Genomic DNA, 13176 nt, shown 5'->3' on the forward strand with positions numbered 1-13176 from the left:
CGTACGGTCACCTTCGCCTAGAGTGATGTCGTGAAACTCCACACGGCGTCCGGGCCTTGAGCCGGGACCCAGAACCACTGACGCCGCCTCATCTGGCGAGCCCGCCTCGCCTCGGAGACCTGTGCGGATCTGGGTCCCGGCTTTCCGTTGTGCTGCGGCCGGAACACGAGGCGGAGCCATGATCCAAACCATCGCCGGCCTGATCCTCATGGGCGGCAGTAGCAGTCGCATGGGCGGCGGCGACAAGGCGCTGCTGCCGTTCGCCGGGGCGACCATCCTTGATGCCGCCATCGCCCGGTTCGAGCCGCAGGTCAGCGCTCTCGCGATCTCGGCGAACGGCGATCCGGCCCGTCTGGCGCGCTTCCGCCTGCCTGTCCTGCCTGATCCGGCAGACGAGCCGAAAGGCCCGCTCGGCGGCGTGCGCGCCGGGCTCGCCTGGGCGACGTCGCTGAAGGGCGTCACCCATCTCGCCACGGTTCCCGCCGACGCTCCCTCCCCGCCCCTCGACCTTGTCGCGCAGCTCGCCAAGGCGGCCGGCGACAGCGCGGCGGTCGCGATTGGTCCGGACGGGATCGAGCCGCTGCACGCACTCTGGCCGATCGCCTGCGCAGAAGCCCTCGACGCGCTGATTGCGGGGGGCGTCAGTTCGCCGAAGCGCGCGCTCGAACGCATCGAGGCTGCGCCTGCTTTCTTCGACGCCCGCGACGCCTTCCTCGACGTCGACACGCCGGACGATCTTGCAGCCGCAAAAAAGCTGCTCGGCGGGTGAACACGCCGCGTTGCGGCCGTGTTCTTTGGATGAAATGCTCGGATCGAGGCGCGCTCAACGTTTGGGCGCCACCTATTCTGGAGAGCGTCGCATGTGGTCTCGCGCCGGATCGGTTTCAGCGGCTATCGCCGCCGTCGTCCTTACTTTTGCGCCGGGGGCTCACGCCAAGGAATGGACGACCGTCCGCATCGGCACGGAGGGCGCCTATCCGCCCTTCAACTTCATGGACTCCAACCAACAACTGCAGGGCTTCGACATCGATATCGCCAAGGCGATCTGCGAGAAGGAGAAGGTGGCCTGCGAGATCGTAGCGCAGGACTGGGACGGGCTGATCCCGGCGTTGCTCGCGGGCAAGTACGACGCGATCTTCGCCTCGATGTCGATCACCGAGGAGCGCGCCAAGACCATCGCGTTCTCGGAACGGTATTACCGCTCGCCCGCTTTGTTCGTGGCGTCGAAGGGGAATGCGAGCCTCGCGTCGACCCCAAAAGGCTTGGCCGGCAAGACGGTCGGCGCCCAAAGCGGGACGGTGAGCGCCACCTATCTCCAGGCGGTGTACGCGCCCGCGGGCGTCGACGTGAAGCTCTACGCGACGCAAGACGAGGCCAATCTCGACCTGTCCTCCGGACGGCTCGACGCGATGCTCGCCGACAAGGTCGTGATGCTGCCGTGGCTTGAGAAGTCGCAGGACGGCGGCTGCTGCCAGGTGATCGGCCAGGATGTCAGCGACCCCAAATATTTCGGTGACGGCATCGGCGCCGGGATGCGCAAGTCCGATCCCGAGCTCAAGGCGCTGATCGACAAGGGCATCGCCGACATTCGCGCCGACGGCACCTACGACAAGATCAACGCTAAGTACTTCCCCTTCAGCCTGTATTGAGCCCGCTGGGCCCTCTCGCCTGGGGCGCTTCGGGCTGGGGCGACGAGATCGCGGCCGGCCTCTGGCTGACGGTCCGCCTCGCGCTCGCGACGCTTCCCGTTGGACTCGCGATCGGCTTCGGCGTCGCCCTGATGAAACAGTCCCGGCTGCGCGTCGTCTCGGGCCTCGGCGAGCTCTACACTACGGTGTTCCGCGGCCTGCCGGAGCTGCTGACGATCTTCCTCGTCTATTTCGGCGCGCCGAGGCTCGTTGGCGACATATCGGGCTTCGCCGCCGGCCTGATCGCGCTCGCGCTCGTGTTCGGCGCGTTTTCGAGCGAGGTCCTACTCGGCGCCATGCGCGGGGTGCCGGACGGCCAGCGGGAGGCCGCCGAGGCGCTGGGGTTCTCGACGGGCGCTGCCTTCCGGCACGTCATGCTGCCGCAGGTCTGGCGGCTCGCCCTCCCCGGCCTCACGAACAACTGGCTGGTGATGCTGAAGGACACCTCCCTGGTCTCAGTTGTCGCGCTGACTGAGTTGATGCGCGCTTCGGACGTCGCTGCCAGAGCGACGCGGGAGCCCTTCCTGTTCTATCTCGTCGCCTGCCTGCTCTATCTCGCGTTGTCGATCGTCTCATCCTTCATCGCGGCATGGCTGGAGCGCCGGGCGGGACGTGGGATCCCCACAGCAGGCCGCGCCTGATGGGCGAGGTCTTCGCCTTCATCGGCTTCGATCCTGAACTGTTTGCGCGCTACGCCCCCGCTTTGCTGAGCGGTCTCTGGACCACGCTGTCGCTCGTCGCGATTTCGACGCCGCTCGGCTTTGCGCTTGGGATCCCCATCGCACTCGCGCGCTATCAGGGAGGGGCGACGACGAACGCGCTAGCGGTGGGCTTCACCGGCTTCTTCCGCGGGACCCCGCTGCTGGCGCAGCTCTTCCTGCTCTATTACGGCGCGGCGGAGTTCAACGGCGCTCTGAAGTCCGTCGGCCTCTGGTGGCTCTTTCGCGACGCCTTCACCTGCGCCGCCCTCGTCTTCACCCTCAACACCGCCGCCTATCAGGCCGAGATCCTCCGAGGCGCGATGGCGGCCGTGCCTGCCGGCCAGACGGAGGCCGGCATGGCTCTCGGTCTCGGGCGGGCGATGATCAACCGGCTGATCGTCTGGCCGCAGGCGATGAGGCTGGCGCTGAGGCCGCTCGGCAACGAGCTGATCCTGATGATCAAGGCGAGCTCGATCGCGAGCGTCATCACCGTCGTCGACCTCATGGGCGCGACCAAGCGCGCCTTCTCCGGCTCGCTCTCGTTCGAGCTCTACCTCTGGGCGGCGCTGATCTATCTCGCGCTGGTCGAGATCGTCCGCCGGGTGTGGAACGCGCTGGAGCGGAGATGGCGGATCGCGTGAGGGGAAGACGCCCCCACCTGCCGTCAGTCGTCGTTACGGTCGATCTTCGCGCGGTCCGCTTCGGGCACGCCCGGCAGAGCAGAAATGATCGCGGAGTGGATGACCTTCTGGAAGTCCGAGGACTTTGCACGAGCGTCGGCGAAGGCCTTGTCGGCGCGGTCGGCGTCGAAGGGAGCGTCGCTCATCGCGTCGCGGGTCTCGCGCCGCGCCGCTCTCATTTCCTTCATCGCCTCCCGGAGCTCATCGCGGCGCTCCTCGAGCTTCGCTCGTACGGCTTCGGCGACCGGCGCGGGAAACCGCCTCGTAACGAAATCTATCGTGCTTTCGGCGGTGCGTGGCGGCTTCGGCCGGAAGCCGACGAAACCGAAATAACCGGCGCCGATCAGATTGATCGCGAGCGAGGCCGCGAGCAGGCCGTAGACGAGCGCGCGCGGACGACGGAGAGCCATGGTCAGATGTCTTCGTCCGCAACGGCGACGACGAGAGCCGGCCCGAAATCGACGCCAGCGCTGGCGTAGTCGCTTGTCTGCGGCGTGGCGAAGGCCCCGATCAGGACGCCGGCCGCAACCGCCGCCGCGCCAAAGCTGGCGCCCGCAAGCCCGAAACGCCGGGGGGAGCCGAGCAGCCATTCGAACCGTTCCGAGCGACGCGACGCGACGTCAGCGACGATGCGGAAAGCCAAGCCGTTCGGAACGTCGGCCGTGGCCGCGCGGGCGATCAGGTCGTCCAGCGCCCGCGTTTGCGCTTCGAGCGCCCGCGCCTCGGCGGATCGGACGAGCAGAGCGCGCGCCTCGGCGGCGTGCTCCGGGGACCAGCGGGAGAAATCGGCGCCGCGGGCGCCAAGCCGGGCGGCGAAGGTTTCGAGGACAGATCGATCACTCATCTCAGATCTCCCCACGTCGGCTGAGCTTGTCGCGCAAGGTCCTGCGCGCCCGCACCAGCATGGATTCGACAGCTTTTTCGCTCGTCTGCAAGACCCGTGCGATCTCCGCATTCGATCGCTCGCCCTCGGCTGAGAGCAGCAGCGCCGCGCGCTGGCGGGCCGGCAGGCGGGCGATGTCGGCGCGCACGGCGGCCATCTCGTCGCGACCGGCCGCAACGCGCTCGGCGCCGACCTCGTCAGACGGCGGATCGAAGGCGTCGGCGAAGGGCAGCAGGCGGCGGATGCGGCGCCTGCGGTCATGGTCGACGCAGAGATTGACGACCACGCGATGCAGCCAGGTCGAGAACATCGCGCCGCCGGCCGCCCAGCGCCCGGCCGAACGCCAGACGCGCCAGAACGCCTCCTGCACGATCTCTTCGGCCTCGCTCGCCGAGCCGGTGAAACGATGGGCGAGCGCCTGAGCGCGCGGAGAGTGGCGGGCGACAAGCCGCGCGAAGGCGCGCTGGTCGCCCTCCGCGACGCGCGCCATCAGCGCGTCGTCCTCGTCGGCCGCGGCTCTGTCAGGCCGCATCAGCTCAGCGGCCGCCACGGAGCTTCCGCCTGACGAATCGGCGACAAGCCTGAGGACTGCGCTCATGCCGCACTCCCGCCCCCCGACCGCATCATCAGTTCGCCTTGGCCTTGTCGGTCTTCATCTCGGCCCGCTTCTCGCGACGATCGAGGAACCGGTCAAGCTCGGCCTTGGTGACCTTGCCGTCCTTGTCTGCGTCGGCGCGATCGAACCAGCGCGGCAGGTTCTTCGAAAATTCGTCGCGCGTGACCGAGCCGTTCTTGTCGCCGTCCGCCTTGTTCATCCGGCGTTCGACGGCTTCGCCCCTCTTGCCTCCCTTGGCGACCTTGGCGGCGATCTCGGCCTTGTCGACCGTGCCGTCTCCATTGGCGTCGAAGCGGTCGAAGGCCTTCGCGAAGCCCGCTTCGGCCTCGACCTTATCGACGGCGCCGTCGCGGTTCTTGTCGAGCGCTGTGAAGCGCTTCTCAATGCGCTCGTTCATCTTCATGACGCGCTCCTTGCGGGAGGCGTTGTCCTGCGCCAGCGCTGCGCCGGCGGTGGAGGCCAGAAGGATGGCGACGAGCGAAGCTGCGGCTGTGCGAAGCATGTGGTGTCTCCTGTTCGCAAGGACCCTCAAGCCCAAGAACTGTCAAACCCTTGTCACGCCGACCACGGCCCCGCCCTGCGTTCAGCTGTCGAGAAGGCTGCGGACCATTCCCGCGATCGCCGGCGCCGCCTCGGCCTCGAACCATGGATTCTTCTTGAGCCAGGTATTGTTGCGCCAGGACGGATGCGGCAAGGGCGCGACGACGGGGACGCCCGATCGTGCGATCAGCCGTCGCCAGTCCGCGACCGCGGCGCCGAGCGTGGGGCCAGCGTCCTTCCCGAGATGCCAAAGCTGCGCCGGCCGGCCGACTGCGAGCACGAGTTCGACCTTCGGCAGCAGAGCGAAGACGGAAGCGCGCCAGGCAGGCGCGCATTCCTTCCGCGGTGGCAGGTCGTAGCCCTCGGCGGTCAGGCCCGGAAAGCAGAACCCCATCGGCACGATCGCGATCCGGGAGGCGTCGTAGAACTCCTCGTCGGTCACTCCCAGCCAGCGTCTCAACCTCACGCCCGACGGATCGGTGAACGGCATGCCGCTCGCATGGACGCGCGTGCCGGGCGCCTGCCCGCAGATCGCAATCCGCGCCGAGGCCTCAGCCCGGAGGACGGGGCGAGGCTCATGCGGCAGCGGTTTTCCCCGCGGCGCGACGCGGCAGATCGTGCAGGCGCGAATGTTCGTCAGGAGCGCCTCAAGTCGTTGCGCTTCAAGCGTTCCGTCCGCCACATCCTGGCGCTTTCTCATCAATTCGATCATTCGCGTCAGCACGCTCTTAAGGCTTTGGTCGCCATGATCGATCCCCCGAGGACGCGCATGGCGAGGACGGCGGCGTAGTGGACCTGTTCGATCTCCCGGCCGACCGCGAAGCGGCCCGCCGGCCGACCGAGATGTCGGAGCGGCGTCGCGTGGTGAGAACCGCGCGCGAACGGCTGACCTCGACCAGCGGCACGCGCGTGGCCTTCGATCGCGAACTCGCCCGGATCTACGCTCAGAACCGTCTTTCCGGCGCGCTCTTCACCCCCGTGCTCGTCACCGGCATCGCCACGGCGGTGAGCGTCTGGCTGGCCTCGACGGCAGCCGCTATCTGGCTCGTCTGCGCGCTTGCGAGCCATGCAATCGTGGTGCTCGTCGCCCGCTCCTTCCTTCGCGCGGAGGCGCCCACCGTCCGACCCTGGACGCGCCGGTTCGCCATTGCGGAATTCGCCAATGGCGTCGCCTGGGCATCGATGGTGCCGCTGCTCAACGCCTTGCCCGTCGACGTCGAGACCGCGGGAATCGTCTCGCTGTTCGTCACGCTCATCGGAATCGCGCTGACGACCATGATGGCGTCGAGCATCCCCGCGGCGGTCTTCGCAGGAACAGCTCCCATCGCGGTCGTCACTATGGTGGTGTTCGCCCTGAAGGGAGGCTCGGCTGCCGGCGCGATCGCGGCGATGGCCGGCGGCGCCGAGATCTACTTCCTGCTGCTCGCCCATCGCCTGCATCGAAACGGCATCGAGACGCTGCAGACCCGCGCCGAAAAGGACGCGCTGATCGGCGAACTCGAGCAGGCCAAGGCCAATTCCGACGAAGCCCGTCGCCGGGCCGAAGAAGCGAACCTGGCGAAATCCCGCTTCCTCGCCACCATGAGCCACGAACTGCGGACGCCGCTCAACGCCATCCTCGGCTTCTCGGAGGTGATGAAATCCGAGATTTTCGGCGCGCACGCGACCCCGACCTACAAGGAATATGCGGGCGACATCCACGACAGCGGTCAGCACCTGCTCAACCTCATCAACGAGATCCTCGACCTCTCCCGCATCGAGGCCGGGCGCTACGAGCTCAACGAGGAGAGCGTGCGGCTCGCTTACGTCGTCGAGGACTGCCACCATCTCCTGAAGCTCCGCGCGAAGAACCGCGGCATCATGATCCGCGAGAGCTTCGAGCCGCGCCTGCCGCCGGTATGGGCCGACGAGCGGGCGCTGCGCCAGATCACGCTGAACCTGCTGTCGAACGCCATCAAGTTCACGCCTCAGGGCGGCGAGATCAGCCTCAAGGTGGGGTGGACCGCCTCTGGCGGCCAGTACATTTCCGTGACGGACACCGGACCCGGCATTCCCGAGAACGAAATCCCGACGGTGCTCGCTTCGTTCGGCCAGGGCTCGCTCGCCATGAAGACCGCGGAACAGGGCGCGGGCCTCGGCCTGCCGATCGTAAAGGGCTTGGTCGACCTCCATGGCGGCGTGTTCTCGCTGAACAGCCGCCTGCGGGAAGGCACCGAGGCCATCGTCGCGCTGCCCGCCAACCGCGTCATGAGCCCGCTGCCGCGCGTGCCGGAAAAGGGGGAACCGGCGCGCGACAGAGCGGAAGCGCCGAGCGGGGCGTTGCGCCGCGCGGGGTGAGGTCGCCGGCGCTTGAACTTGGCGCGCCCCCTCACCTTTACCCTCTCCCGGGCGAGAGACGGGGTCGCAGACGTCGCGCTCTATGATCTCTCAAGAGCGGCAGCGGCCGGATGAGGGCCTTGGCGGAAGCTCAGCCGTCCATCATGCCTCGAGCTTCGCCATCACCTCTTCAGGAATCTCATAGTTCCCGTAGACGTTCTGGACGTCGTCATCCTCGTCGAGCGTGTCGATCAGCTTCATCAGCGAGATCGCCTTCTCCTCGTCGAGCGCCGTCGTGACATTGGGGCGCCAGACCGCCTTCACGCTCTCCGCCTCGCCGAGCTTCCCCTCCAGCCCCTTGGAGACCTCGTTCAGATCCTCGAAGGCGCAGGTGACGACGTGGTTCTCCTCGTCAGAGACGACGTCCTCGGCGCCAGCCTCGATCGCGGCCTCCAGCACGTCGTCGGCGGAGCCCGCCTTCACGGGGTACACGATCTCGCCGACGCGGTTGAACATGAAACCGACCGAGCCGGTCTCGCCCATCGCCCCCCCGGACTTGGTGAAGTAGGAGCGCACGGCCGAGGCCGTCCGGTTGCGGTTGTCGGTCAGGGCCTCGACGATGATGGCGACGCCGCCGGGCCCATAGCCCTCGTAGCGGACCTCCTCGTAATTCTCGCCGTCGGCGCCCTGCCCCTTGCTGATCGCGCGGGTGATGTTGTCCTTCGGCATGGACTGCGCCTTGGCCGCCTGGATGGCGAGCCGCAGCCGGGCGTTCATGTCAGGGTCCGGCAGGCCGGCCTTGGCCGCGACCGTGATCTCGCGCGCGAGCTTGGAGAACAGCTTCGCCCGGACGGCGTCCTGCCGGCCCTTGCGGTGCATGATGTTCTTGAACTGCGAATGCCCGGCCACGGGTCGCCTCCGACAAAAAATGCGGCGCGGCGTGCGCCTCCTGAGCGGCCGGCGAACGCCATGCGACGTCCCGCCGCTTCTTGGAAAGCGCGCCTTATAGGACCGCCGCCGCGGGAAGAAAAGAGAAGCCGCGCCGGTCGACGAGCGGACTACGTTTGCAGCGCAATAAGCCGAAGCGGCCGGGGCGCGCCAGCTTGGCCTCGGCCAAAAGCAGTACCGGCATCGGACGATAGAGATAACCGATCGTTCAGCCACGCGAACTCGATAGGAAACAGCTATCGGATCATCGGATTATTGCGTTTCCAAACGCTTCACATTTTTAGCTTTTATATTGAAACGCAGCGGCTTCGCCGCTATCTCCGAGCGGGTCGATGGGCTTAAGCTGTCGCCGGCTTATTATCGGATTTGGCTATGACGAACGTCGCTCCTCCATTGAAGACATCACATGCCGCCGGGGGCTGGGGAGCCCTTCGCAGCTGCGGGAAGCACCTCATCAAGAGCGGCTCCGCGATCACTGGCGCCATCACTCTTCTGAAGGCGAACCAGTCCGACGGTTTCGACTGTCCGGGCTGCGCCTGGGGCGACCCCGAGCACGGGTCGTCCTTCGAGTTCTGCGAGAACGGCGTAAAGGCGGTCTCCTGGGAAGCCACGGCCCGGCGCGCGACGCCTGACTTCTTCGCCAAGCACACGGTGAACGAGCTTCGCGGCTGGACCGACTACGATTTGGAGAATGTCGGACGGCTGACGGAGCCGATGGCCTATGACGCCGCCACCGACCGCTATGTCGCCGTTTCCTGGGACGAAGCTTTCGCCGGCATCGGCAAGGCCCTGAACGCGCTTAATTCTCCCGACGAGGCGGAGTTCTACACTTCCGGCCGCGCCTCGAACGAGGCAGCCTTCCTCTACCAGCTGTTCGCGCGCGCCTACGGCACCAACAACTTCCCGGACTGCTCGAACATGTGTCACGAGGCCTCCGGCGTCGGGCTCATCCAGTCGATCGGCATCGGCAAGGGCACGGTCCTGCTGGAGGATTTCGAGCACGCCGACGCGATCATCGTGATCGGCCAAAATCCGGGCACCAACCACCCGCGCATGCTCGGCGACCTCCGTCGGGCGGCCAAGCGCGGCGCCAAGGTCGCCGTGCTGAACCCCGTGCGCGAGCGGGGGCTCGAGCGCTTCGCCGACCCGCAGGACAAGATCGAGATGCTGCGCGGCGGCTCGACCTCGATCGCGACGCATTATTTCCAGCCGAAGCTCGGCGGCGACATGGCCGCGATCCGCGGCGTCGCGAAGATCGTGTTCGCCCGGGACGCGGCCGAGCGCGAGGCCGGCCGGCCTGGCTTCATCGACAACGCCTTCGTGGCCGAGCACACTGTTGGTCTCGACGCTTGGCGCGCCGAGGTCGAGGCGACCTCATGGGGCGCGATCGAGGACCAGTCGGGGCTTTCCTACGACGAGATCGCCTCGCTCGCCGACGTCTATTGCGGGGCGAAGCGCCTCATCGCCACTTGGGCGATGGGCGTCACCCAGCACAAGCATTCCGTTGCGACCGTTCGCGAGATCACGAACCTGCTGCTGCTCGGCGGCCATATCGGCCGCGAGGGCGCCGGCCTCTGCCCCGTGCGCGGCCACTCGAACGTTCAGGGCGACCGCACGGTCGGGATTAACGAGAACCCGCCCTCTTGGCTGCTCGATGGGCTCGATCGTGAGTTCGGGATCGTGTCGCCCCGGCGACCCGGCCACAACGTGCTGCACGCGATCCAGGCGATGGTCGACGGCCGCTCCAAGGCCTTCATCGGCCTCGGCGGCAACTTCCTGCGCGCGACCCCCGACACGCCGGTGGTCGAGCAGGCCCTGCGGAGCTGCAAGCTGACGGTCCAGATCGCGACCAAGCCGAACCTCGGCCACATGGCCGTCGGCGAGATCGCCTATCTCCTGCCCTGCCTCGGCCGCACCGAGATCGACCGCAGCGGCGACATCAAGCAGATCGTGACCGTCGAGGACTCGATGAGCATGGTCCATGGCTCCGGCGGCATCAACAAGCCGGCCTCGCCGCATCTGAAATCGGAGATTGGGGTGATCGCCGGCATGGCGGCCGCGACCGTGGGTTCGGCTCGGATCGACTGGGCGGCGATGGCGGCGGATTACGACGTCATCCGCGACAAGATCGCAGCTGTCATCCCCGGCTTCGAGGGCTACAACGCCCGCGTCCGGCAGCCCCGCGGCTTCCACCTCCGCAATGCGGCGAGCGAGCGCGAGTGGAACACGGCGTCGGGCAAGGCGGAGTTCTCCGCAGCGCCGCTGCCGGCGGAAGTCGAGCACCAGCAGGCGCGCCGCACAGCGGGGGCCTTCGTGCTGCAGACCTTCCGCAGCCACGACCAGTACAACACAACGATCTACGGCCTCGACGACCGTTATCGCGGCGTCTACGGCGAGCGCCGCGTCGTGTTCGCGAACCCCGCCGACATCGAAGCGATGGGCGCCGAGCCGAACGCGCGGATCGACGTGATCGGTTCGTCCGACGACGGCCGGACGCGGGTGGCGGAAGACTTCCGCCTCGTCGCCTACGACATCCCGCGCGGTTGCGTCGCCGGCTATTACCCCGAGCTTAACTCCGTCGTGCCTTTCACCAAGGCCGGCGACATGAGCGACACGCCGCTGTCGAAGTCGGTGATGGTGTCGTTCCGCAAGCGCGAGGCCGCGTGATGGAGGCCGACGACTTCCTCGAGCGCGTGGACGCGATCGTCGCCCGCGCGCCGCAGCTCTCGCCCCTCGATGGCGCGGTGCTCGCCTCGCTCGACGCTGAGATCGCGGCCGACTCGCGCTCTTTCGCCAAGGTGTTCGGTGTCGCGCACGCGCTGGTGCTCCGCGCCGTCAGCGAACTCGCGGACGGCTTCGGGCTGGTGGCGGTGACCGATAGGGACGCCCGCACGCAGCGCACGAAGCTTGCGCTGACGGAGGCCGGACGCCGGCTGCTCGCCGGACGGTCGGACGCGCTGCCGGCTTAACCCGCCGATTAACCGGCGAGCTTCGCCTTCACCACACCGTTCGCCGCGCTGAAGTCCATGACGCCGGTGTGCTTGGCCTTCAGCGCGCCCATCACCTTGCCCATGTCTTTGATCGACGCGGCGCCGGTTTCGGCGATCGCGGCGTCGATCGCGGAGGCGACCTCGGCTTCCGACATCTGCTGCGGCAGAAACTCCTGGATCACCGCGATCTCGGCGCGCTCTTTGGCGGCGAGCTCGGGCCGGGCGTTCTGCTCGTAGATCCCGGCCGATTCCTGCCGCTGCTTGATCATCTTGGCGAGAAGCTGCTTGAGCTCGTCGTCGGACGCGGCTCCTTTGCCTGCGCCGCGGGCCTCGATGTCGCGATCCTTGAAGGCGGCCGAGACCATGCGCAGCGTGCCGGTGCGGTCCGCGTCGCGCGCCTTCATAGAGTCCTTGAGGGCGGCGTTGATCGCCTCGCGCATGGGTCTCGCTCCTTGATTTCCGTAAGGCCGCCGCGCGTCTCGCGTCGGTTGACGCGCCCACGTCAGGCGCCTAGTTTCCGCCGCAAGATGGCGCCTGACGGCGCGACGCGCGGGGCTTCCGCGCTGGGTTAAGGCAATCATCATGACGGGACAAGACGCCGCCTCGCGCGGCTGGGACGAGACGCGCCCGACCGCGAAGCTGCTGCTCGCCGATGGAACGCTGATCGAGGGCGAAGGGCTGGGCGCTGAGGGCGTCGCCGCCGGAGAGATCTGCTTCAACACCGCGATGACGGGCTACGAGGAAATCCTCACCGACCCGTCCTATGCCGGGCAGATTATCACCTTCACCTTCCCGCACATCGGCAATGTCGGCGTGAACGACGACGACGTCGAGACCGTCAACATCGCGGCCTCGTCTGGCGTGCGCGGCGCGGTGTTCGCGGCCGATGTCACGGAACCGTCGAACTGGCGCGCAACGCGCGACCTCGATCAGTGGCTGAAGGCCAAGGGAATCGTCGCGATCACTGGCGTCGACACCCGCGCGCTGACCGCGCTGGTCCGCGAGAACGGCGCCCAAAACGCCGTCATCGGCCATGCGCCCGATGGCGAGATCGATGAGGCGGCGCTGAAGTCGGAGCTCGCGCAGTTCGCGGGCCTTGAGGGGCAGGATCTCGTGCCGCTCGTTGCGGCAACGCAGCGCTACGGTTGGGACGAAGGCGGCTGGGCCTGGCCCGGCCTCGACGTGCCCGGCGCCTATGGCAGGCGCCCCGAGGGATCGCCCAAGCGGGTCGTCGCGATCGACTACGGCTTGAAGCGCAACATCCTCCGGATGCTGACCGAAGCCGGCTGCGAGGTCACCGTGCTGCCGCCGACCGCGACTGCAGAAGAGGTTCTGGCGCTCGATCCAGACGGCGTGTTCCTGTCGAATGGCCCCGGCGATCCCGCCGCGACCGGCGTTTACGCCGTGCCGATGATCCAGGGCGTGCTGGAGAAAAAGGTGCCGACCTTCGGTATCTGTCTCGGTCACCAGATGCTGGCGCTCGCCGTCGGCGCGACCACCGCCAAGATGCATCAGGGCCATCATGGCGCGAACCATCCGGTGAAGGACATGATCACCGGCAAGGTCGAGATCACCTCGATGAACCACGGCTTCGCCGTGGACCGCGCGACGCTGCCGGACAATGCGCGCGAGACGCACGTCTCGCTGTTCGACGGCTCGAACTGCGGCCTCGAGCTTACCGACCGCCCGGCCTTCTCCGTCCAGCACCATCCCGAGGCCTCGCCCGGCCCGCAGGACAGCCACTACCTGTTCCACCGCTTCGTCGAGATGATGGGCGCGCGATAGAAATTCCGGCCAGCACTCTGCTGGTTTGG

The 13176-nt window shown here is 67.5% G+C and carries 15 protein-coding genes; 8 read left to right on the forward strand and 7 right to left on the reverse strand.

Translation table 11 applies throughout. The features are described from left to right. Positions 1 to 178 precede the first annotated feature (178 nt). From mobA to EYR15_RS01220, 4 genes are all read left to right on the forward strand, one after another. The gene (gene mobA, locus EYR15_RS01205) at positions 179 to 769 is read left to right on the forward strand and encodes a molybdenum cofactor guanylyltransferase (RefSeq protein WP_131001062.1); all 591 of its coding nucleotides are present in this window, start codon (positions 179 to 181) and stop codon (positions 767 to 769) included. A gap of 91 nt (positions 770 to 860) precedes the next feature. Next, positions 861 to 1649: a lysine/arginine/ornithine ABC transporter substrate-binding protein gene (locus tag EYR15_RS01210; protein ID WP_205741555.1), complete on the forward strand. Its 789-nt coding sequence runs from the start codon at positions 861 to 863 to the stop codon at positions 1647 to 1649. Then, complete coding sequence (locus tag EYR15_RS01215; protein ID WP_131001064.1) at positions 1646 to 2329, forward strand: ABC transporter permease; 684 nt, start codon at positions 1646 to 1648, stop codon at positions 2327 to 2329. The genes EYR15_RS01210 and EYR15_RS01215 overlap by 4 nt, the downstream gene beginning before the upstream one ends. Then, the gene (locus EYR15_RS01220) at positions 2329 to 3030 is read left to right on the forward strand and encodes an ABC transporter permease (protein WP_131001065.1); all 702 of its coding nucleotides are present in this window, start codon (positions 2329 to 2331) and stop codon (positions 3028 to 3030) included. Before EYR15_RS01215 ends, EYR15_RS01220 begins: the two co-directional genes overlap by 1 nt. Before the next feature lie 23 nt (positions 3031 to 3053). On the opposite strand, the gene EYR15_RS01225 is transcribed toward EYR15_RS01220, so the two are convergent. The 5 genes from EYR15_RS01225 to EYR15_RS01245 form a co-directional block, all read right to left on the reverse strand. After that, the gene (locus tag EYR15_RS01225) at positions 3054 to 3479 is read right to left on the reverse strand and encodes a periplasmic heavy metal sensor (protein ID WP_165455388.1); all 426 of its coding nucleotides are present in this window, start codon (positions 3477 to 3479) and stop codon (positions 3054 to 3056) included. Between the two features lie 2 nt (positions 3480 to 3481). Continuing rightward, positions 3482 to 3913 (reverse strand): hypothetical protein, encoded by a 432-nt coding sequence (locus tag EYR15_RS01230; protein ID WP_205741556.1) that lies wholly within the window; start codon positions 3911 to 3913, stop codon positions 3482 to 3484. A 1-nt stretch (position 3914) separates the two neighbouring features. Further along, entirely contained in the window at positions 3915 to 4550 is a 636-nt protein-coding gene (locus EYR15_RS01235; protein WP_131001067.1) for a sigma-70 family RNA polymerase sigma factor, read from the reverse strand. Positions 4551 to 4578: 28 nt separating this feature from the next. Further along, entirely contained in the window at positions 4579 to 5070 is a 492-nt protein-coding gene (locus EYR15_RS01240) for an EF-hand domain-containing protein (RefSeq protein ID WP_131001068.1), read from the reverse strand. An 81-nt stretch (positions 5071 to 5151) separates the two neighbouring features. Continuing rightward, positions 5152 to 5808, reverse strand: a complete 657-nt coding sequence (locus EYR15_RS01245; RefSeq protein ID WP_205741557.1) for a uracil-DNA glycosylase family protein — start codon at positions 5806 to 5808, stop codon at positions 5152 to 5154. A 143-nt stretch (positions 5809 to 5951) separates the two neighbouring features. Between EYR15_RS01245 and EYR15_RS01250 the strand changes: the two genes are divergently transcribed. Further along, complete coding sequence (locus EYR15_RS01250; RefSeq protein WP_131001572.1) at positions 5952 to 7445, forward strand: sensor histidine kinase; 1494 nt, start codon at positions 5952 to 5954, stop codon at positions 7443 to 7445. A gap of 141 nt (positions 7446 to 7586) precedes the next feature. Here the strand turns inward: EYR15_RS01250 and EYR15_RS01255 are convergent, their stop codons facing one another. Continuing rightward, positions 7587 to 8333: a YebC/PmpR family DNA-binding transcriptional regulator gene (locus EYR15_RS01255; protein ID WP_131001070.1), complete on the reverse strand. Its 747-nt coding sequence runs from the start codon at positions 8331 to 8333 to the stop codon at positions 7587 to 7589. Between the two features lie 411 nt (positions 8334 to 8744). Between EYR15_RS01255 and EYR15_RS01260 the strand changes: the two genes are divergently transcribed. Together EYR15_RS01260 and EYR15_RS01265 are read left to right on the forward strand one after the other, a co-directional pair. After that, a complete protein-coding gene (locus tag EYR15_RS01260; RefSeq protein ID WP_131001071.1) occupies positions 8745 to 11039 on the forward strand; it encodes an FdhF/YdeP family oxidoreductase in 2295 nt (764 codons plus the stop codon). After that, positions 11039 to 11341: a hypothetical protein gene (locus EYR15_RS01265; protein WP_131001072.1), complete on the forward strand. Its 303-nt coding sequence runs from the start codon at positions 11039 to 11041 to the stop codon at positions 11339 to 11341. Before EYR15_RS01260 ends, EYR15_RS01265 begins: the two co-directional genes overlap by 1 nt. 8 nt (positions 11342 to 11349) lie before the next feature. Here the strand turns inward: EYR15_RS01265 and EYR15_RS01270 are convergent, their stop codons facing one another. Continuing rightward, the gene (locus EYR15_RS01270) at positions 11350 to 11802 is read right to left on the reverse strand and encodes a GatB/YqeY domain-containing protein (protein WP_131001073.1); all 453 of its coding nucleotides are present in this window, start codon (positions 11800 to 11802) and stop codon (positions 11350 to 11352) included. A 142-nt stretch (positions 11803 to 11944) separates the two neighbouring features. Here EYR15_RS01270 and carA point away from each other — a divergent pair, with 142 nt between their 5' ends. Then, complete coding sequence (carA, locus tag EYR15_RS01275) at positions 11945 to 13147, forward strand: glutamine-hydrolyzing carbamoyl-phosphate synthase small subunit (RefSeq protein WP_131001074.1); 1203 nt, start codon at positions 11945 to 11947, stop codon at positions 13145 to 13147. Positions 13148 to 13176: the final 29 nt, after the last annotated feature.

This window comes from Hansschlegelia quercus (assembly GCF_004310425.1).
Taxonomy (GTDB): Bacteria; Pseudomonadota; Alphaproteobacteria; order Rhizobiales; family Methylopilaceae; genus Methylopila; species Methylopila quercus.